General features: G+C 51.5%; 15 protein-coding genes and 1 pseudogene. 8 read left to right on the forward strand and 8 right to left on the reverse strand.

The window, feature by feature from the left end; translation table 11 throughout:
- Positions 1-290 precede the first annotated feature (290 nt).
- The 3 genes from H5T67_11735 (at position 291) to H5T67_11745 (ending at position 2,749) form a co-directional block, all read left to right on the forward strand.
- Entirely contained in the window at positions 291-893 is a 603-nt protein-coding gene (locus H5T67_11735; protein ID MBC7245978.1) for a hypothetical protein, read from the forward strand.
- 28 nt (positions 894-921) lie between these two features.
- Entirely contained in the window at positions 922-2,406 is a 1,485-nt protein-coding gene (locus H5T67_11740; GenBank protein ID MBC7245979.1) for a M20/M25/M40 family metallo-hydrolase, read from the forward strand.
- Positions 2,407-2,515: 109 nt separating this feature from the next.
- Complete coding sequence (locus H5T67_11745) at positions 2,516-2,749, forward strand: hypothetical protein (GenBank protein MBC7245980.1); 234 nt, start codon at positions 2,516-2,518, stop codon at positions 2,747-2,749.
- A 30-nt stretch (positions 2,750-2,779) separates the two neighbouring features.
- Here H5T67_11745 and H5T67_11750 read toward each other — a convergent pair whose 3' ends face one another.
- A complete protein-coding gene (locus H5T67_11750) occupies positions 2,780-3,901 on the reverse strand; it encodes a hypothetical protein (protein MBC7245981.1) in 1,122 nt (373 codons plus the stop codon).
- A gap of 245 nt (positions 3,902-4,146) precedes the next feature.
- Between H5T67_11750 and H5T67_11755 the strand changes: the two genes are divergently transcribed.
- Positions 4,147-5,793, forward strand: coding sequence for an ABC transporter substrate-binding protein (locus H5T67_11755; GenBank protein ID MBC7245982.1), 1,647 nt, complete (start codon positions 4,147-4,149; stop codon positions 5,791-5,793).
- 141 nt (positions 5,794-5,934) lie between these two features.
- Here H5T67_11755 and H5T67_11760 read toward each other — a convergent pair whose 3' ends face one another.
- From H5T67_11760 to H5T67_11770, 3 genes and pseudogenes are all read right to left on the reverse strand, one after another.
- Complete coding sequence (locus H5T67_11760) at positions 5,935-7,437, reverse strand: glycogen synthase (GenBank protein ID MBC7245983.1); 1,503 nt, start codon at positions 7,435-7,437, stop codon at positions 5,935-5,937.
- Positions 7,438-7,535: 98 nt separating this feature from the next.
- Positions 7,536-8,444, reverse strand: coding sequence for a dephospho-CoA kinase (locus H5T67_11765; GenBank protein MBC7245984.1), 909 nt, complete (start codon positions 8,442-8,444; stop codon positions 7,536-7,538).
- A gap of 21 nt (positions 8,445-8,465) precedes the next feature.
- A pseudogene (locus H5T67_11770) lies at positions 8,466-10,336 on the reverse strand (ABC-F family ATP-binding cassette domain-containing protein).
- Between the two features lie 162 nt (positions 10,337-10,498).
- Here H5T67_11770 and H5T67_11775 point away from each other — a divergent pair.
- From H5T67_11775 to H5T67_11790, 4 genes are read left to right on the forward strand one after another with little or no spacing between them, the layout of a single operon-like run.
- Positions 10,499-11,113 (forward strand): hypothetical protein, encoded by a 615-nt coding sequence (locus tag H5T67_11775; protein ID MBC7245985.1) that lies wholly within the window; start codon positions 10,499-10,501, stop codon positions 11,111-11,113.
- Positions 11,114-11,123: 10 nt separating this feature from the next.
- Positions 11,124-11,486, forward strand: coding sequence for a hypothetical protein (locus tag H5T67_11780; protein MBC7245986.1), 363 nt, complete (start codon positions 11,124-11,126; stop codon positions 11,484-11,486).
- Positions 11,487-11,494: 8 nt separating this feature from the next.
- Positions 11,495-12,385: a glutamate formimidoyltransferase gene (gene ftcD / locus H5T67_11785; GenBank protein MBC7245987.1), complete on the forward strand. Its 891-nt coding sequence runs from the start codon at positions 11,495-11,497 to the stop codon at positions 12,383-12,385.
- A gap of 5 nt (positions 12,386-12,390) precedes the next feature.
- Positions 12,391-13,500 (forward strand): hypothetical protein, encoded by a 1,110-nt coding sequence (locus H5T67_11790; protein ID MBC7245988.1) that lies wholly within the window; start codon positions 12,391-12,393, stop codon positions 13,498-13,500.
- Between the two features lie 123 nt (positions 13,501-13,623).
- Here H5T67_11790 and H5T67_11795 read toward each other — a convergent pair whose 3' ends face one another.
- The 4 genes from H5T67_11795 to H5T67_11810 all read right to left on the reverse strand — a co-directional run bounded on the left by H5T67_11795 (position 13,624) and on the right by H5T67_11810 (position 17,938).
- A complete protein-coding gene (locus H5T67_11795) occupies positions 13,624-15,159 on the reverse strand; it encodes a UDP-N-acetylmuramoyl-L-alanyl-D-glutamate--2,6-diaminopimelate ligase (GenBank protein ID MBC7245989.1) in 1,536 nt (511 codons plus the stop codon).
- Positions 15,160-15,260: 101 nt separating this feature from the next.
- On the reverse strand, positions 15,261-15,485 hold the full coding sequence (locus tag H5T67_11800) for a hypothetical protein (GenBank protein MBC7245990.1): 225 nt from the start codon (positions 15,483-15,485) through the stop codon (positions 15,261-15,263).
- A 44-nt stretch (positions 15,486-15,529) separates the two neighbouring features.
- Complete coding sequence (locus tag H5T67_11805) at positions 15,530-16,312, reverse strand: HAD family phosphatase (protein MBC7245991.1); 783 nt, start codon at positions 16,310-16,312, stop codon at positions 15,530-15,532.
- Positions 16,313-16,693: 381 nt separating this feature from the next.
- Positions 16,694-17,938, reverse strand: coding sequence for an MFS transporter (locus tag H5T67_11810; protein ID MBC7245992.1), 1,245 nt, complete (start codon positions 17,936-17,938; stop codon positions 16,694-16,696).
- Positions 17,939-17,952: the final 14 nt, after the last annotated feature.

The following is a 17,952-nucleotide window of genomic DNA, read 5'->3' on the forward strand; positions in this document are numbered from 1 at the left end:
CAGTGGCGCTGATGCTCTTGGTTTCTTGATAGGTCTGCAGCAGCAGTTTTCTTGCCTGAAAGCGGTTCATAGCGTATACTTCCCTGTAGGCCAGATCGGCCATAGGCGGTGCTCCTCCTGGTGCACTTGTTTCCACAATTCTTTTACCACAGGAGCACCCCCTTTTGTCAAAATCGCCTGTACCACCTGGTAACGATCTGTTGGCGCAAGCGCAACAGGTTTTTGCAGCCACTTTGCTCCTCCCATATAATTTGAAGTTAACTAGGCGAAGCGATATACAGCCACGCTAAATGAAATACCTCCGACGCAAGTTAGAATTTTTGAAAGAATACGACGAAGTCGCCGATATTGGCGAGATTGCCCGCCGCTACTTCGCTATGAACTCTTTCGATGGCATTTTAACGATCTTAGGCGTGCTAGCAGGTAGTTATCTGGCGGCTGTGTACGATCCGAAAGTGATCATCATTACCGGTATGACCACTAGCGCGTCCATGGCTATCTCTGGTCTATGGGGAGCTTATCTCACTGAATCCGCTGAACGTCAACGCGGGTTGGATGATCTGGAAGAACATACGTTAACTGACCTCACCAACACACGTATTGGGCGTGCCTCGCGAGTAGCCGCAACCGTTGTCGCCATCGTGGATGGTATCGCTCCGCTTCTAGCTTCTTTCCTTGTCTTGCTGCCTTTCTTTTTGACTCGTTTCTGGGGCAACATCCTCTACAGTTATTACGCTGCACTGGCCGTTGCCTTATCCACATTATTCGCTTTGGGGGTATTCCTGGGTAGGATATCCAAACAAGATGTTATCATCGCTGGTTTGAAAATGATTGCTGCTGGCGTTGTTGCGCTCATACTGAGTTATTTGATTGAGCACGCTGTTCATCCGTAGGGGTATTAGAATCATGTGCAGGAGAAGCATGCATTTCATTAGCGCCTTAGCTGTCTTCTTGTTGTTGGCTGTGCTCTTAGTTATGGCAATCAGCGCGCAAGGAGGATTGCGTTTGGTGGCTGTCTCCTATTCGGGCTGGGACCAACTTCAGCAACTGGCTTCTTGGGGATTGCGCATTCTCAATTATCAGGGAGATGTCCTTGCGGCCCTATGCTCGGATGACCAAATCGCGCGATTGCGCCAAGCCGGGTTTCAGGTTCGAATCCTGGAAGTAGATCCAGATACTGATCTTTCACGATATTATTTGGCTTATACTCCCCCTGGGAATGATTGCGCCCAATTGCCTCAGGTGGACACCCTGTACCAATATGGAAAGGGCGTTTACATCGTCAAAGTTACCACTAACCAAGTGGAGAACTTGGCCAGGCAAGGCATTCAGATTGCACAACTGCCCAGCGCTATCGTGCTCAGCAGAATGCAGCCTGGTTTATCCAAACCTCGGGAAAACCTGCTATGGAGTCGTAGCATTCAGACCATGGTTGATGCCGTGTCGCCGACTTTGTTGATCCAGCATGTGTGCAAACTCCAAGACGATGACTCTTTGCCGTACTGCAATGAGTTGGGAACGCGCTATTCTTATGCGACAGCAAAGCTGAACGAAGCAGCACAATACCTGTATCATCAGTACAGGGCAGTAGGCTTACGCGTAGCTTATGATCCATTCTTCCATAATGGCCAAGTAATGACCAATGTGGTAGCGGAACTGGCCGGTGTTGGCCCCGCCAGTGATCACATTTACATCCTATGCGCCCATTATGATTCCACCTCCAATGACCCTTACCGCGCTGCGCCCGGTGCTGATGACAACGCTAGTGGCTCGGCCGCAGTCCTGGAGGCAGCGCGCGTCCTAAGCCAGTATTCCTTTTCCCATACCTTGCGTTTTATCCATTTTGCCGGCGAGGAACAAGGGCTGATTGGCAGCGCTCACTATGCGGCGCAAGCAGCCCAGCGCGGTGATGACATTGTCGGAGTAATCAACTTGGATATGATTGCTTACGAAAGCGTGCCGCCCAATGATCACATTGTTGAGATACACGCAGGAACAAATCCTGCCTCAATTGCTCTAGCAGATGCCCTGATCGTTAGCATCGCGAAGTACGGTTTACTCCTTCGCCCAGAGAAAATCATCGTTGGTGCGACCGGACGTAGCGATCATGCCTCCTTCTGGAACTATGGATACCCAGCTATCCTGGGCATCGAAGATTTTCAGGATTTCAATCCCAACTATCACTCGACAAACGATACGCTGTCGTGCCTGCAACCGCAGATGATGGTTGAATTCACCAAGGCTTGTATAGCTACCCTGGCTAAATTAGCCTCGGTCATGACTATGCCAATGCCCTCCAGTACCACAGTTCATCTACCTGCCGGCACTGCACTCCCCTTTCCTTCGCCTATACCTACCTACGCACAGCCAGCGTGCAGCCCAAACCTATCGCCTACCGTTTATTAGTAATTGTGCTAGGCAAGCTTACCCTATTTGACATGCTTGTGTTTTTGTGTTAAAATGTTTGTCCAAGAACAACTCTTGACACTATGGAGTTGGAGGGAGGTGAAAAACCATGGTGCAAGAACAAGGGTTCCGCTTTAGAGAATGGCTGGCAAGTGGCGCGAAGGGCATGTGCTCGTGGGTCACCAAGAGAAGCTTTCTTCCCGAAGCCTTTTGGGAGCACAGTCGGGCTGCTGGCCGTGAGGCATTGCTCGCTGTGCGCAGTTTGCTCGATGCAGCCATCGAGAAGGTGGAGAGCAAGCCTCAGAAACCAGTCACCAAAATTAAGGTTGAAAAAACTGAATAACGCTCGTCGTAGATTCTCCCACCGAGAATCTTATGGCGCATGAGCGATGTTTTGCTTCGCTTGGAAGCGGCCAAAAGAGTTGCGCAGCGCTTGAGCGACGTGAAATGGGTCGCTGGAGATCACGCTGCTAGCATATAGTTCCATGGCAGCAAAATCAGCAGTCCGGTTATTTGGATCCCCGCGGTCAACTACGCGCACCAAAACAGGGAAGCCCTTCCAGTCTTCTTGCACACTGTCTATCGGCCTCATACATAGAGCGAGATTAAAGCTACTCACGTCCAGTGTCTCGACAAAGCATCGCAGGATTTGGTAGATAGCCTGTTTCAAATCGTCATCGAGCCGCTCGGAGATAAGCAGTACTTCCTTCTCTTTGATGGGGGTTAAATAGGCTAAGATACGCACCTTGTTGTGGAGTACAGTCAGACCGAGGGATTGGTGTACTTCGTACAAATCATCGAAGTAATTTACGCCATGCGCTATCTTGTAAAGCAATGCGGCGCGACGTAAATGCTCTATGCGGGCATAATGGATGCCTCGACTCAGAGTCATCTGAGCATGCCCGTGCAAAATGGAAGCGCCACTCCTCCACAAGCAATTCCACATGAGGAAGAAGTAGCGCGCCTCTTTATCTACACAGTGTGCTTTTCGCGCCCAGGCCAGGGCAGTGTCAATATAGTCTTTGACCCCTTCGTTCGTAAAGCGCAGCGGGTTATGTTCATCAAAAATAACGAGGCCATGAAAACCATCGTATTTGGCCACGTTGGAAGCCGTGACGCAATGCTTGCCTCTGATACGTCCAAAGACATCCTCGGGCGTCCCTTCCAGAGGACGACAAAAAGGATCACCGACATTGCCCATAATAGTCTGCTCTAGATTATCGGAGGCTTTCGCTTCCATAGGGCGGCTGGCACGCAACTCGTTGAAAAGCGCGCCTTCTAAAGTGATCAGATTGGTAATCTTGACAATACGTTGTTTCCGCACTGCATCCACTGATCCGAAATACTGTTTGATCCATTCGTACATGGCGGGAGGCGGTGTAAGCTCACCAAATGTTGTATTTACTTGAAAGATGCGTCGGAATCGCTCTTGCTCCTCTGGCAGCAAAGCCTGCACTAATTCCTCGAGGTATACGATGCTTTTGGGATACAGCATGTGATTTCTCCACCCTCTTGTTTTCGATTCGCCATAATTTGGCATAACAATAAATAATAGCACATATAAATAAAAGGACAAAATTGATCGCGCTTTTTGACAAAAGCAATGCACTATGATAACATCTCGATAACATGGCTAAGCCAGTTATGGAATGCCCATCTCAACGAGCGCTCATGCTCATCCTGGCTATAGTTTGCGTAGCGTTTGCTTCATGTGCGTCACCTCCAAGGCGTAGAACATTGATGCCGCCTAATCCCACGGACCGTACGCCAACAAGCGCTTCTCCCATTGGCACTGCTCTCGCCCTTCCTTCTGCCACGAAGCCTGTTACACCCGTTGCCACGAATACGCCACGACCTACTGCTGGGGAACTTCACATTGCTATCCGCGAAGACATCCAGACTCTGAACCCATACCTGACTCACAATGCGAGTGAGGAGTTTGTGGTGAGTCTGCTCTATGATACCTTGCTGGAGACCGATGTGCATGGGGACATGCATCCCAATCTGGCGGAGCATTGGAACCTGACGCCTGATGGCAGCAGGCTCACGTTCAAGCTCAATCCGCAAGCTAGGTGGCACAATGGCCAGGCTGTGACTGCTGATGATGTGGTCTTTTCCTTCGTTCTTGCGCAACAAAATGAGGTGCCAGGATTTGCTCGGCTTGCTGCTCTTGTCCATCGCGTGGAAGCCATCAGCCCCGTGGAGGTGGAATTCACTCTATTCACCACATGGCCCGATGCAGTGCGCCTCCTCGGTACGGGTTTGCGCATTGTGCCGGCGACGCTATGGAGAAATGTAGGTGATCCCCTTCACTACGACAACCTGGACAATCCTGTAGGGACCGGACCTTTTCTCTTTGTGGAGCATGTCCCGGGGAAACAGTTGGTTCTGCGTAATACAGGGGTTCATCACCGTAGTCCACCGATCGTCAACACACTGATACTGGAAATCCAACGCGATGAAAGCAAAGCACTAAAGGCGCTAAAGGATGGCGAGCTGGATGCGCTCGCTTGGGATATAACGCCAGCGCAAGCACGCGATGTGCAGGATCACCCAGAGGATTACAAGGGTATCCATCTGGCAGAAGCTCCCGACCTCTCCGTATACACGCTGCTGTTTAACCTGCGCACTGCTCCATTCAACAATCGGACCTTTCGCCATGCTCTGGCGCAAGCTCTTGATACTGAAGCCATCATAGATAAGGTGTTCATGGGATTTGGGGATGTAGGGACGCCAGACCTCTTTCCGCCTGGTTCCCCATGGCGCAATGCAAAAATTGCTCCCATCGCCTTTGATTCACAGGAAGCAGCAGCAGAACTCTCAGCCGCGGGCTTCGTGGACAGGAATGGCGATGGACTGCGAGAGAACCCCGATGGCAGCACGCTGCAGATACCTATTACCTGCCCTAAACAGGATACTGCTCTAAAGGTTGTCGATCTTGTGGTTGCGCAGTGGGGGGCTGTCGGTATCGCGGCAAAGGCAGAGCCCATAGCCCAGGACCAGATCAGGCTGGCGTTGATGCAAGCCCAATTCAGCGCGATCTTGCACGATATTTCTCTCTGTGAGCCAGAAATGGCTTTCTTTTATTTCCATAGCTCATGCGGGGTGCTACGAAATGGGCGAGTATTTGGCTTGAACTATGGGGGCTATGCTAATCCGCGTTATGATGAGATGGTCGAAGCGATGCAACAAGTACAGGATCGTGATCAATACCGGGATTTGTTGTATGAACTACAAGAAATGCTGGCTACTGACCTTCCGCAGATTCCTCTGTATGTTCCTCGTGTACTAAATCTGTATCGGGAGGACCGTTTCACTGGCTGGAGTGCACAACCTGGTGTGGGATTGCTCAGCCGCACCGTCCTTTCCACCCTAAAACCACAATAGAGGCTTGTTGATCGAGAGCCTGGAAACACAATATCATCTGGACGAGGCGCAGAACTCGGATACTGAGGGCAGAGTGCTTTGTTTAGATGACAATTGGTTGCTTTTTCAACCTCATTGCCTGATTCTCCACCTACATCTCAGTTACTTCCGCACTATGCCGTAATCTTCCAGTTTGATCTCTTTGCCCCGGGCAGCAATTGCCCGGTAGTACAAGTCAACATACTTCCGGGCTGATGCATTCCAGGAGAAATCTGCCGTCATGCCTCGAACCTGCAACCTGTGCCAGGTGTCCCTGTACTTGTAGTTCTCCAATGCGCGCACGATGGTGGCAAATAATGACCAGCGGTCATAGCGCGTGAAAGAAAAACCATTCCCCTCTCCGGTACGGGGGTCAAAATCTTTGACTGTATCCGCTAGTCCTCCAGTGGCGCGGACGATAGGCACACTGCCATAGCGCATGGCGATCATCTGACCAAGCCCACAAGGTTCAAAACGCGAGGGCATCAAAAACATATCTGTACCAGCATAAATTCTTTGTGCCAGTTCGGCATTGAAGGTAAGGAATACGGCTGCCTTGCCTGGGTATGTCTGAGCAATGCGCGAGAACATCTCGTGATAATGCGGATCACCAGTTCCCAATATAATGAGCTGCAGATCCAGGTCTAGCACATGATCTAAAACATCGCCCAAGATGTCAAAGCCTTTTTGATCGGTCAATCGTGAAATGATGCCAATGAGGGGAGTGGCAGCATCCTGTCTGAGGTTGGCCTGCTGCTGCAAGGCAAGTTTGTTCTGGACACGCTTCTCAAGGTGCTCGACATCGTAATTCTGCACGATGTACTTATCAGTTGCTGGGTTCATAATTTCGTAATCTATGCCGTTCAAGATACCAAACAGACGATCGCGGCGGTCCCGTAGGAGGGGATCAAGTTTTTCCCCAAACTCGGGAGTAAGGATCTCCTGAGCATACTTTTCACTGACGGTGTTAATCACGTCAGTAAAGAAAATACCACGTGCCATGAAATCCACCACTTCTGTCAGGTCGGCCATTTCAGGGTGATACATGAAGCCGTATTCCGCGATGCCCGCGATCTCCAGCACACGATAACCAAAAATGCCTTGATAAGCCAGGTTGTGGATAGTATAAACGGTAGCCGTTTGGGCAAAGAAGGGGTCATCTTTGTAGACCGTCTTCAGCCAATTGGGAATAATGGCAGTGTGCCAATCGTTGCAATGAATGATGTGAGGGCACCAATCTAGACGTTTCAGCATCTCTAATGCGCTTCGGCAGAAAAAAATAAACCGTTCTGCATCGTCCGGGTACATATAGATGCCGTCGCGGTCATAATACTTTGCGTTCTCGATGAAATAAACAGGCACTTCCGATGCTATAAAGCCCTGCAAAACTGTTGCTTCCTCCATCTGCTTATCCATAGGTACTGGGAAGGCTGGGAGCACTTCCTTAAGCCCGAATTTGGCAGGGTCAATACGCCCGTAGCGCGGCATCGCCACACGGATGTCGTGCCCCAGTGCACGGATGGCCTTGGGCAAAGACCCTGCTACATCAGCCAATCCCCCGGTCTTGGCAAAAGGGACTGCTTCTGCGGAAAGATAGAGTATTTTCAGAGATTGCTGCCCTGTCATAACGTGTCTCCTTGAATTCATCTCATCATGTTCGTTTTATGGCGAATTGAATTGAAACCTGCCAAATCCCTGTACCGGAGCGCTGACAGCGACCCGCGCTATTCCCAACTCACAATCCACGCACACAATCCAGCGAGGAGAACGCAAGCCAAAGCCATAAACAGGCGCTGGCTGGGCAACAGGTCAACGCCACGTGATGTGACCAAGAAAATGATAACCATGCCCACAGCGAGCACGGCCCACATAGTCAGAAAAGGATGTTCATCGATAAACTTGCGCCATGAAGACATATTGCCTCCTGATACGTGATAAGTGATCTGTGGTGAGTAATGCTTGTCGAGCGAGGAGCGGTGTTCTTTCGCTGCCTCGCCTTCCCTGCTCGGAGTCGTGGCGCAGATGCGTTCCCATTCTCGATGGACTTGCATTCGCGTCTGCTCCAGGTCTCCGCTATTGTCAATAACTACGTCCGCCAAGGCAATTTTATCCTCTTGAGGTGGTTGTGCGGTGATGCGTAGTTCGGCTTCGGCTTTGCTTATCCCGCGGGTTGCCATCAGACGCTGAATTTGTTGCTCGCGTGGACAGGTTACTACCCACAGTTCATCACAGCGATGGTGCATGCCAGATTCGATCAGTTTGATTGCCTCAAGAACAACTACCTTGATACCATTGGGCTCGGATCTAGAGGCTTCGTTTTGCATCCGTCGCTCTGCTTCGCGAATCACTGCCGGGTGGACGATTGCTTCCAGTCGTGCCAAAGCTACTGGGTCAGCAAAGACCCTTGCACCTAGCGTCTTTCGGTTGATTTCACCATCTGACTGTAGAATGTCTGCTCCAAATTCATCTATCACGCGCTGCCAGGTCGGCGTGCCTGCTTGCATGACCTCATGGGCGAGAGCATCAGCGTCAATCACACGGGCACCAAGTTCTGCCAGCATTGCTGCCACTACGCTTTTGCCTACCGCAATATTACCAGTGAGTCCGATAACATACAGGTCTTTGTGCTTCAAGTGCATCCCCCACATTCACGTTTAAGCTACCTTCGTCCACTCTTCTAGCCGTTTTTGCAACTCTTCTTGCAAGTCTGCATACTCAAGTCATACACGCGATCCACTCGCTGTGCCCGACTGGCCATTTCCAATTCTTGAGCAAGCATAGACAGGCGCATTTCCAGCCGTTGAATCTCTTCTTCCAGCTCAGCTCGTCTCTCTTCACGCTGTTGGGAGAGTGCCTGTGCCCGTTGGAGTCTGCGCACAACTTGCCGAGGGCTCTGTTTGCGCTCCTGCGCAGCTACCATGGCCTCTGCCTGTGCCTTTTCTTTCTCCATCTGCTCCAGGTATGCAGTGTAATTTCCTTCATATGCTCGTAACTCGCCTTTTTCAATAGCCCAAACCTGAGTAGCCAAAGCGTCAATAAAATAACGATCGTGGGAGACAAACAGGATTGTGCCATCAAAGTTCTGCAGAACCTGCTCGAGGAGTTCTTGCGATGGAATATCTAGTTGGTTGGTCGGCTCGTCCAGCAGCAAGAGATTAGCCCCCTGTAGGGCCAGCATGGCTAGCGCCACTCTGCTTCGTTCCCCACCGCTCAGGCTGGCGATGCGCTTGAATACATCATCGCCAGTAAAGAGAAAGCGTCCCAGATAGCCGCGGGCTGCTTCTAGGGGTAGATCTTTCACCCGTAGTATCTCTTCGAGCACGGCATTTTCCTCGCGCAGGTTCTCGTGGCCTTGTGCGAGGTAAGCTACTTGTACGTTGATCCCTACCTTGACTTGTCCTGCCAGTGGGGGCACTTCGCCTATAATCGTCTTCAGCAAAGTCGTCTTGCCACAACCGTTAGGGCCCAGCAAGGCCACACGCTGACGACGAAGGAGAAGCAAATCAGGGCAACGAATAAGAGGGTGATCGTAACCTACTTGCAATCCGCGGATGGTCAGCACATTGTTCCCACCACGCACCTTGCTGGTAAGTTCAAACTTCATCGTCTTCTGCTGCCGCGGTCGTTCAACAGGCACTAAGTACTGCAAGCGCTTCTCGCGGCCTCTGGCTTCACGCGAACGTTGCCCAGCCTTGTAGCGGCGGATGAATTCTTCTGCGTGGGCAATATACTCCTGTTGTGCTTCATACTCTGCGTGGCGCTGGCGGAGGCGTTCAGATCGCAATGGGATGTAATGACTGTAATTGCCGCTGTACTGCTCCAGTACCCCGAAGCTCATTTCCCATACTCGATTGGCAACCGTATCCAAAAAATAGCGATCATGGGCCACGACCACCAGACTGCCTTTCCACTGCGCCAGGTATTGCTCCAACCATTGGGTAGCCTGCAGATCCAGGTGATTGGTTGGTTCATCAAGGAGCAGGAGGTTGGGATTAGAAAGCAGGAGCTTGGCCAGTTGTGCCCGTGTCCTTTGCCCACCGCTCAGCATGGTCATGGGCTGGTCAAAATCAGCCTCCTCAAAGCCAAGCCCCATCAGCACGCGTTTGATCTCGTGCTCGTAGGTATACCCGCCAGCCAATTCGAAAACCTGCAGCAATTCGCCGTAGCGTTCCATGGCTTTAGCTCGGCGGTTAGGATCTGCCATTTCTGCTTCCAGCTCGCGTAGCCTCTCCTGCTGTGCTTGGAGATGAGCAAATACTTGGAGCATTTCCTGGTACAAGGTGTGCTTGCTCTGCACATTAGCGTTCTGACTCAAGTAGCCGATGCGTATGCCCTTGGCTATATGCAACTGTCCAGAAGAGGGGCTTTCCAGACCTGCGATGATGCGCAGCAGAGTCGTCTTGCCCACACCATTGGCACCAACAAGGGCAATCTTATCGCCATGGGCAATTTGAAACGAGACATCGGAAAAAATATCCTGTGCCCCGTAGTATTTACTCAAATTTTCCGCAACCACAATAGACATAGTTTCTTTTTTGAATTATACCACAGGATAAACTTGCAACCAAGATTGACAAGATTGCATTTGAAGTTTATACTACGAGTTGACAACGTGTAGAACAAGGCTGTCAGGGCATGAAAGGGAGATGTCCGTCTCTCAAGTGTCGTATTTGTGAAAGGTATAGCCATGCCTAAATCTTCGGGAAATACCATGCGTCCCAGCACAGCCAAAGATGATGGAAGGCCCATCAACAACCTGCCTGGGCTCTATCCCACTGAGGATTGGGTCGTCTATTACTGGGACGTTGACTCAAAGGGGGAATTGCACAGCCGCCAGGCTGTGATCCAGTTGCCTGCTGGGTATGCGGATGCCTGTCCAGAGGTATGGATTGGCGAAAGTGGCTGTGTGCACAGTGTGCGCCGCTGGGGTGTACAATGCTATACACGCATTCTGCAGGATATTGGTTTTGATCCCTCTCTCTACCTAAGCCACGATGCGGAGCGATTTCCAGGCGGTGAGGATGAAGAGCTTATCGCTATTCTGCTCCAGGCGACCCATTTTGACCTACCGTCTCACTTTATCATCGCTAGTGAGCAACACCCGCTACTCCTCTTCGATCCCCAAGGGACGCTCAAGGGTTCCTATACCCGCTGGCATACTTACCTCGGCGCACTCGCTTACCTGGTCTCTGGGGGAAAATTCGATCGGTATTTTGGACAGCTACACGCGGAAAATAAACCCCTCTACGAACAGGCCCTAGCCTATCTGCTACAAGCCCTACAAGGCAAGGAAGCCCGATAGGGAGCAGCCGATGAGCACACGGGGCATTTTGGCTCTCTCTATCATCTTGGCTTTTCTCGGCTGGACTAGCCTGGCTTCCTTCACTTATTACAATCCTCCCAATGCATGGAACAGATGGATCGTTGTGGCTGCGCTATGGCCAACGCTCTTAGCCACTTTCCTGCCTCTAGTGTATGCACTCCATTTGCGAGCAGAAAAATTGGAAGGCGCTATATCTTCCGCTGCTCGCCAAAGCGCGTTAGCAGCTTTATTTGTGACCCTGTGTGTTGGGTTGCGCATAACACAGGCGTTGAATTGGGCGAATGCGCTTTTGATGCTATTGTTTTTTGTAGTGACAGAGGCATTGCTATCAGCTAGGGAAAAGAGTTCATAGAGGAGAAAATGGTCAAGCTTCTGGAGTGTGCGCTCAACTTTAGCGAAGGCAGAAGAGAAGAGGTCATTTGTGCTATTGTGGCTGCAGCAAAGGGAGTGCGTGTGCTCGATGTCGCTTCGGACAAGGACCACAATCGCACTGTGCTCACCTTTGTGGGTTCTCCCGAAACCGCTGCTGAAGCTGCTTTTCGTGTCAGTGCCAAGGCAGTGGAGCGGATTGACATGAACCAGCATCGCGGCGCGCACCCACGTATGGGGGCAGTGGATGTGATTCCGTTCGTGCCCCTTGGTCAGGCCAGCATGGAAGAAGCCATTGCAGTGGCCCGCCAAGTAGGGCAACGGCTTGGCGAAGAATTGGGCATCCCGGTCTATCTATACGAAGCAGCGGCTACGTGCCCTCAGAGGCGTAACCTGGCCGATGTGCGACAAGGTGAATACGAGGGATTGCCCCAAAAGCTGGCTGATCCCAAGTGGAAGCCTGACTTTGGCCCAGACCGACCACACCCCACTGCAGGAGCTACTGCGGTTGGGGCTCGCATATACCTAGTAGCGTACAATGTCAACTTGGGCACATCTGATGTTCGCGTTGCGAAAGCAATTGCCCGAGCCTTACGTGCTAAAACTGGTGGGCTGCAAAATGTCAAAGCGCTAGGGGTGATGCTTCAGGAACGCAACCTAGCGCAAGTGACGATGAATGTCACCGATCCTTTCCAGACGCCCCTTTACCGTGTACTGGAGATGGTGCGGATAGAGGCAGCCCGCTACGGTGTTCCAGTAGTGGGCAGCGAGATCGTGGGCTTGGTACCGCTGACCGTGATCCTCGAAACAGTTCGCTATTACCTGCAGTTGGAGAACTTTCGAGATGACCAGGTGCTGGAAACCAGGCTTTGGGAGGAATAGATGGGATGAATAGAAAAACCAGATGCGCGATGGCTTGTGTGATGTTCCTTTCTCTAACCTGGGTGACCACATGCGCAACGCCAACCCCAACTGCAACGCCTGTACCAACGCCCACAGAGACCAACACTCCACTGCCCATATCAACCCCCACTATAACATCTAGTCCAACGCCTACAGCCACGCCGACCATTGCGGCGACTTTCACGCCCGCTCCATCTGCAACGCCTACCCAATGCTTGATCGAGCATATTCTGACCGCCACCCCAGGGATACGACTTGTAGAGATTTCTAGCAAAGAGTTGGCTAAGCAGCTACCCAAAAGCATCAACCAGCCAGGAGTTTCGCTTCAGGGAGTATACACGACCATCTGTCCTGAGGGAATCTATTTCCAGGCGCGCGTCGAGCTTACAGGAGTTGGGGTCTTGACTGCTACTGCAACGATGCTCACAAGAGCAGAGGAAGGTGCGGTGCTTCTGATCCCTGAAGGACTCGAGGTCGAAGGAGCACCGGACGCTATTACACGGGCTCTGGTGATGGCGTTCTTTCAGCGTCTCATGGAGGATCCGCAGTGGACACGAGTGTCCCTTCCTTACGGCCGAGCACTCTGCGTTGAGCCAAAGGAGGGCTACTTGCGCATCGCTGTGCTATGGCATACCCCCACTCCTACTCATACTCCCATCCCACCCAAGGCTCTAGCAACGATGTTCCCGTCCAATCCTGTTTATGGACTAATGAGTCTAGCCAGAGCGGGTGCGGCCATAACGCCGCACACGTCTCATGACCGGGACACCAATGTTTTGCTGGGCCTGGATGGAACTATATCCTTCCCTAAAGGCTATCGTGGCTCCGTGCACAATCTACTGCTCGAAACTTTGGATCCGCTACTGACCAACGGAATGATCTTGAGAGATAAGAAAGAAGATCTTGAAGAATACTGCAATTGTATTACGGGAGCCAAGCTAGGCGATCTAACCGCTGATATTTGCTGGTGCGCCGGCCAATATGCTGATGGAACACATGGCGAGATCTTTACTAGGCTAAGCATCATCAAGCCTAGGGTATCGCCACAGTTTTACCAGATCTTGTCCGATGTCGAGCGGTTGCGTGGTGGCTGAGCCAGCTCGGTGATGACGGAGTCTCGAGCTAGGGAACCGATTCTTAGAGGTGGGAATCCCCAGTGACCGCGTCTGTTTTAACTGTGGAAGAAGTGCCTAATCCTCACCTAGGGCCATGGCGATCTAGCGGGTTTTACCACCAAGCCGCGCACGCAGTGCTTTCTTCACTGCTTCATATTCGCTCCAGGGGTATTCCGTAGTTCCGAAACACATCGAACGCTCGTGGCCCTTACCGGTAACGATGACCAAATCGCCTGCCCTGGCCATGGCAATGGCAGCAGAAATAGCTTCCCTTCGATCTGGTATCTTCCAGTAATCCACCCCTTCGCGGCGTCCAGCTCGTTCGCAGCCGACTGCGATCTGTTGGATGATATCATGGACATCCTCAGTGCGCGGGTCTTCTGCAGTGAGGAAAATATGGTCTGCTAGGCGGCCTGCGATTTCGCCCATGATAGGGCGTTTGGTGCGGTCGCGCAAGCCAGCACAACCGAACACCACGATCACCCTGCCTTGCGTCATGGTACGCACCGTTTGCAGCGCGTTTCTCAAGGCATTAGGGGTATGAGCAAAATCAATGAGGATGGTGAAATTCTGCCCCAGCTCAATGCGTTCCATGCGTCCGGTTACCCCGCTTATGGCGAGGATGCCGCGTTGCATGGCTTCGAAAGAGAGTTCCTGCGAGACTCCCACGGCAATAGCAGCCAGAATATTGTAAACATTGAAAGAGCCAACCAACGGTGACATAACGTGGAATTCTCCGCCTGGCGTTACCGCTTGGAATGAAAGTCCAGACGAAGAAGTATGAATATGCCGTGCCTGTATATCGCTGGATTTCTCTATGCCATAGGAATAGCAACGTACAGCACTAATGCCTTTGAGAAAATCATAGGAAGGATCATCTGCGTTGAGGATAGCAATTTTGGATACGCCCGGCTTGTGGTAAGAATCGGTCAAGATCTCGAACAGGCGTGCTTTGGCAGCCCGATACTCCTCGAACGTGCCATGATAATCCAGGTGTTCGTGGGTGATGTTGGTTACAACCGCCACGTCGAATTCGCAAGCTGTAACTCGATGCTGTGCCAGCCCATGCGAAGTTGCTTCAATGACCACGTATTGTGTGCCCTGAGCAAGCATTTGCGAGAGATAGTTCTGCATATCAAGTGCATCGGGTGTAGTGGTATGCAGGCCAGTGTCCACCTCCACGTCACCAATGAGAGCACTCACGGTGCTAATCCACCCAATGCGGTACCCAGCTGCTTGCAGGATAGCGCTGATTAAGCGCACAGTAGTGGTCTTGCCATCTGTGCCAGTGACGCCAATAACGCGTAGCTGGCGTGCCGGATGTCCATACCATGCTGCAGCAAGCCATGCCAACGCTTCTCTTGAGTCTGTGACTGTGCAGTATGATACTGGAGAACCTTGCGGAAAGATGTCGGATTCAGGCTTTTGCCCAACAACCGCCGCTGCCCCTTTCCTCAGGGCCTCAGGGATAAAGGAGTGGCCATCTGCTTCTACTCCGGCAATGGCCACAAATAGATTGCCTGGCCGTACCGATCGAGAATCACAGCTAATACCTGTGATTTCGACCTGTGGCGCGCCAATCTGGGAAGAAAGCATAATTCTATGCGGCAAAGCAGCCAGCAGTTCACCTAATCTCATCACTTGTCTATCCTGTCTCTACTACACTGTGTGTAAGAATAGGCAGCTTCATGGCCCGCACAGCGCAACAGTTTTCTTCTTATTCGGAGATGTTTTCAAACTTAGATGAATCCTTGGAGGATAGATCTTGTCAAACGGAACCAATCTGTCGAGAAAATGATATTGCACGCTAGCAGGATAAAGAGGATGAACAGCAGGAAACCACAGCCACAACCAACGCAGGAAAGACCGCGCCCCCAGCCAAAGTGATCCTGCAACCAATCGAAAACTACGTTAAGCATGAACAGTTCAAATAGTCCTTCCAGGCATCCTTGACGTTGTTTCATTAGTTCCAATGTCCCTTTCTTGAATTTCAGCAAGAGCCAATAAATTATTGAGTCGTTTTAACAGAATTCAACACAAACCGTTGTAATGCGATTGCCATCCCATCTTCTTCCACGGGAGGAGCAATCCAATCAGCAACGGCTTTTGCTGCAGGAGTAGCATTGCCCATGGCGACGCCAAATCCGGCCCATTCCAGCATCTCGATGTCATTGTCCCCATCGCCAATAGCCATGGTTTCCTTGCGCGCTACACCCAGATACTTGGCTAACCACGATATACCTGTAGCTTTGGAGATGCCAGGCACAATGATCTCTATGATCTGTGTGTTGGAAGCTACCACATGCGCTTGGTAACCTATTTGCTCTTGTAGGCGTTCTACAACTGCAGGGGTTGAATCTGGAGAGTGGGAATAAACAACCAATTTATGGGGAGGTCGTGAAAGTGCAGCCATGGGGTCAATGCCCTGACTAACCACGGTTCCATCCCGCGTGAGGACAAAGCCCGGTTCCCCTTGGCGGTACTCAAGCATTGTTTCCATATCATCGAGGTAGACGCGAATGCCCAACCCATCCTGCTGAGCCAGGCGTATCACTTTGTGGGCTAGGGGGAGGGGCATTAGCTTTAGGTAGAGAACCTGGCGCGTGTTGGGATCAAAGATCAAGCCGCCGTTGCAACCAATGACGGGAGCATTGAGCGGCAGCGAGCCAAGAAACGGCTTGAGCATCTGATACCCTCGACCGCTGGAAATGGTAATCCAGAGCCCTGCATCCACAATAGCCTGCATTGCCTCGCGTACTGTGGTGCTCAACTTGTAGTCGTGTGTGAGCACTGTTCCATCCAGGTCGCACACGATCAAGCGATATATTCTTGGAAATCTCGATAGAATTTTGGACATAGCAAACGCTATTGTACCACATCTGGCCGTCTTATGCCAAGTGGCGTGTCCTGGCAGAGAGCACAGAGAGCGTTAACAAATTGCTTCTGGTCATTCTGAGCGCAGAATTCTCTGTCCTATAATCGTCAGGGGGCTTCGGCAGATCGTTGTCTCGTTTCAGCATGACCAACAGGGTCTTTTCCCTCACCACATAGCAAATGGACAATCCTTCTAAGCAAACCGGGGGAAAGAGTATGGGGAGGTGAGCGCCTTTGTACACCCACCTGCATGTCCGCTGCAGCAGTAAGAACAGGCGGAACAGACTCTATTTGCCATTCAGAGGTCCGAACGCCCAGCAAGTTTCCCAACCCGTTTGAGCACGGGCTGAAACAGGTTCTTGCCAGAGTAGAGATAGGCAATGCCAAATATGCCCATCAAAACCAAGAGGCTAGTCAACCTGAAGACCGTATGCACTCCTCCTAGATCAGCAACTATACCCAGCACAATGGGACTGAAAATGCTACCCAGACTGCCAGCAGCGCTGTAAGCGCCAACGGCTGCTCCGCGAGTCTCAGTGGTAGAATGCTGAGCTACGAAGATTTGACCCGAAGTCAAGAACGAACCGAAGGCTACACCCTCCAGGATCAGCAGCAGGCTAAGAGTAAGGCGTTGCTGTGTCTGGGGCACAAGGAACATCACCACTACTGCTATGGTTAAAGCAATCATCATCACCGCTCGGCTCGGTATCTTGCTTGCTACTGCTCCTGTTGGCAACCGTGCGGATGTGGAAAGCAAAGCACGAGCAGAGAACATAGAATTGATGACTGTCTGCGGTATACCAACCTGCGCTGCATACACGGGAAAGAAATTAACCACGGCTCCGCTGAAAACCATGCTCATCAGCAGGTTGGCTAGAGAGCCGGCCAGCAGATTGCGATTATGCATCATCTGCTGTAAATCAGCCAATAGTGATCGCTGCTGAGTGGCCGAGATGGCGCCGGTAGTGCGAATGTTCTGCAAACGCCAGGCACCCATTATGGCTCCTGTTAGACCTACTGCTGCGCCAGCCCAATAACTGCCAGCAATGCCATAGCGTGCTGCAACCGCTGCTCCAAACAAAGGTCCAATGGTAAATCCCAACCCCATAGCAGTGGAGTACAATCCGAAGGCCAACCCGCGTTCCTCCGGCGCCACAATGTCGCTGACATACGCTGCACCAATCAAAAAAGTGCAAACCATGGCTATCCCATCGACGACTCGTCCGATCAACAGGAAATATGCGTTTGGTGCTATGGCAAAGAGCACTAGAGCCGTGGCAAAACTGATCATGCCCAGAGTAACCACGATTTTCCTCCCTACTCTATCCGATAAGAAGCCCAGAGGCATGGAAACGAACAGACGTGTAATACCAACTGTGCTGCTGAGTATGCCAATAAGCGTCAATGAGGCGCCTAGTTGTTTGGCATATAGAGAAAAGGTGGGAGAAACAACGCCCGACATAATGTCTGCACAGAAGATGACCAAACAAATGGTCAAAACATCGCTGCGCAGAACCCTACGTAGTCCCTCTGGACCAGACATTCAAGCCTCCTCTG

The sequence above is a fragment of the Chloroflexota bacterium genome (genome assembly GCA_014360905.1).
In the GTDB taxonomy this organism is placed as follows: Bacteria; Chloroflexota; Anaerolineae; order UBA2200; family UBA2200; genus JACIWX01.

Excerpts from the sequence above, each read along its gene's own strand:
- H5T67_11735 (MBC7245978.1), top strand. The coding sequence starts at position 291 with ATGAAATACCTCCGACGCAAGTTAGAATTTTTGAAAGAATACGACGAA.
- H5T67_11740 (MBC7245979.1), top strand. The coding sequence starts at position 922 with ATGCATTTCATTAGCGCCTTAGCTGTCTTCTTGTTGTTGGCTGTGCTC.
- H5T67_11745 (MBC7245980.1), top strand. The coding sequence starts at position 2,516 with ATGGTGCAAGAACAAGGGTTCCGCTTTAGAGAATGGCTGGCAAGTGGC.
- H5T67_11750 (MBC7245981.1), bottom strand. The coding sequence starts at position 3,901 with ATGCTGTATCCCAAAAGCATCGTATACCTCGAGGAATTAGTGCAGGCT.
- H5T67_11755 (MBC7245982.1), top strand. The coding sequence starts at position 4,147 with ATGCCGCCTAATCCCACGGACCGTACGCCAACAAGCGCTTCTCCCATT.
- H5T67_11760 (MBC7245983.1), bottom strand. The coding sequence starts at position 7,437 with ATGACAGGGCAGCAATCTCTGAAAATACTCTATCTTTCCGCAGAAGCA.
- H5T67_11775 (MBC7245985.1), top strand. The coding sequence starts at position 10,499 with ATGCCTAAATCTTCGGGAAATACCATGCGTCCCAGCACAGCCAAAGAT.
- H5T67_11780 (MBC7245986.1), top strand. The coding sequence starts at position 11,124 with ATGAGCACACGGGGCATTTTGGCTCTCTCTATCATCTTGGCTTTTCTC.
- ftcD (MBC7245987.1), top strand. The coding sequence starts at position 11,495 with ATGGTCAAGCTTCTGGAGTGTGCGCTCAACTTTAGCGAAGGCAGAAGA.
- H5T67_11790 (MBC7245988.1), top strand. The coding sequence starts at position 12,391 with ATGAATAGAAAAACCAGATGCGCGATGGCTTGTGTGATGTTCCTTTCT.
- H5T67_11795 (MBC7245989.1), bottom strand. The coding sequence starts at position 15,159 with ATGAGATTAGGTGAACTGCTGGCTGCTTTGCCGCATAGAATTATGCTT.
- H5T67_11800 (MBC7245990.1), bottom strand. The coding sequence starts at position 15,485 with ATGAAACAACGTCAAGGATGCCTGGAAGGACTATTTGAACTGTTCATG.
- H5T67_11810 (MBC7245992.1), bottom strand. The coding sequence starts at position 17,938 with ATGTCTGGTCCAGAGGGACTACGTAGGGTTCTGCGCAGCGATGTTTTG.